Origin of the sequence: Synechococcus lacustris str. Tous (genome assembly GCF_003011125.1) — a bacterium.
Lineage (GTDB): Bacteria > Cyanobacteriota > Cyanobacteriia > PCC-6307 > Cyanobiaceae > Synechococcus_D > Synechococcus_D lacustris.
The window spans coordinates 1-1,440 of sequence record NZ_PXVC01000183.1; the positions used below are offsets into that span (position 1 = coordinate 1).

The 1,440-nt window shown below is 49.7% G+C and carries 1 protein-coding gene and 1 pseudogene; one reads left to right on the top strand and one right to left on the bottom strand.

Annotation, left to right across the window (positions count from 1 at the left end; genetic code table 11):
* Positions 1 to 578, bottom strand: a pseudogene (locus C7K08_RS15700) (hypothetical protein); the annotation flags it as partial.
* 50 nt (positions 579 to 628) lie between these two features.
* On the opposite strand from C7K08_RS15700, the gene C7K08_RS15705 reads away from it, so the two are divergent.
* The gene (locus tag C7K08_RS15705; RefSeq protein ID WP_161955944.1) at positions 629 to 910 is read left to right on the top strand and encodes a hypothetical protein; all 282 of its coding nucleotides are present in this window, start codon (positions 629 to 631) and stop codon (positions 908 to 910) included.
* Positions 911 to 1,440: the final 530 nt, after the last annotated feature.

Here is a 1,440-nt window from a genome sequence, read left to right on the forward strand (position 1 = left end):
GCATAGGGAATTGCCTGTAAACCTTGATCGGCGCTTAAAAGCAAGGTGGTGATCTTTTGCTCCTGCAGAATTGGCTCTAGGGAAGCAAAAATTTGCCTGTATAAACTGCGGGAAGGGCCATTCGCATCATTAACTGCCAGATTTTCCAGGCGGGAAAGGGCCCCATAAAGCTTTTGCAGTGAATCGCGGAAATCAGCTTGGCGCAATGGCACACGGATTCCTTTGGGTTCACCTGTTGCTGTAATTAAGACCAAATCTAATTGAGCATCAAAGCCGCCTACAGCAGTATTTGAATAGCGCAAGTGCAAAACCGCTGGATTATATGCAGCGCGATTAAATGCAGGAATAAGCAATGCCTGATTGTTAGTTGCAGCGCTTGCTAGCAAACCAAGACCGGGATCAAGCCCTAATCCTGCTTGCTTTCCAGCCGCTGTTCTCACTGATGTAATCGCAGTCTTTAARCCATTTTGAATATCAACAGTGCTGAGTGATTTCGCAGCCTCCTGCAACGAAAGCCCTAAGGCAACAGCTACTTTTTCACTATTTCTTTGCTCAGATTGCTCCAAAGAAGCAATCACCTGAGCCGATGCAATTCGCTCAGATGCAGTAGGCGCTAACGCCGGAGGCGGTGCWGCGGCMGCAGGGGCTGGAGCGGCAGGCGCTGGAGCGGCAGGTGCTGGAGCCGCAGGTGCTGGTGCTGGCGCTGGCGCTGGTGCTGGTGCTGAAACGGCTAATGGTGCTGCGGGCGCTGGTGCTGGTGSAACTGCGCGCGGCGCGGGCCTTGGCGCGGGCGGCGTTGGGCGGGGCTTTTGATCTGGTGTTGGTGTTGGTGTTGGTGTTGGTGTGGGCGTTACTGAATTTGGTAATGAAACTAAGGWTTGATAAAGCCCGCCGCCTAAATAGGGAGTGAAGTTGGCAACTGTGCCGCTGGTGATGTTATTTGCAACAGTCCATGGCCCAAAAATTGTTTCACGGCCGGTTACTCTTAAGGAAGTTGCAGTATTATTGTAAGGTTCAATATTAGCTTTAATTTGTATACTACCTGAAGGGCAATTAGCGCCGCACGGCACTCCAAAACCAGCTAAATTGTTCAAGTCGGCCGTAGTGCTTACAAAGCCAGATTGTGAAGCGATGCCACCCACCTGGGAAGCACTTGTATAAGGAGTAAATGTGCCAGCACTTGGGTTATAACTACCCACCTGAAAATCAGTAGAAATATCTGAAGAAGGTGCTATAAAAGTACCGTTAAAAGCTTGGGCATAAATACGCAACTTATCCACTTTTAGAGGATCACCTTCGATATTAATTTTTGAGCCAGCAAGATTTAAGTGGGGCAAACTAAAGCCCCCCTGCACACTAATAGGAGCACCGCCTTGCCCCTGGGCCGTTGTTGAACTGGTGGAATCCATTAGAAATCCCACAAATTCCGCAGTGTTCCAA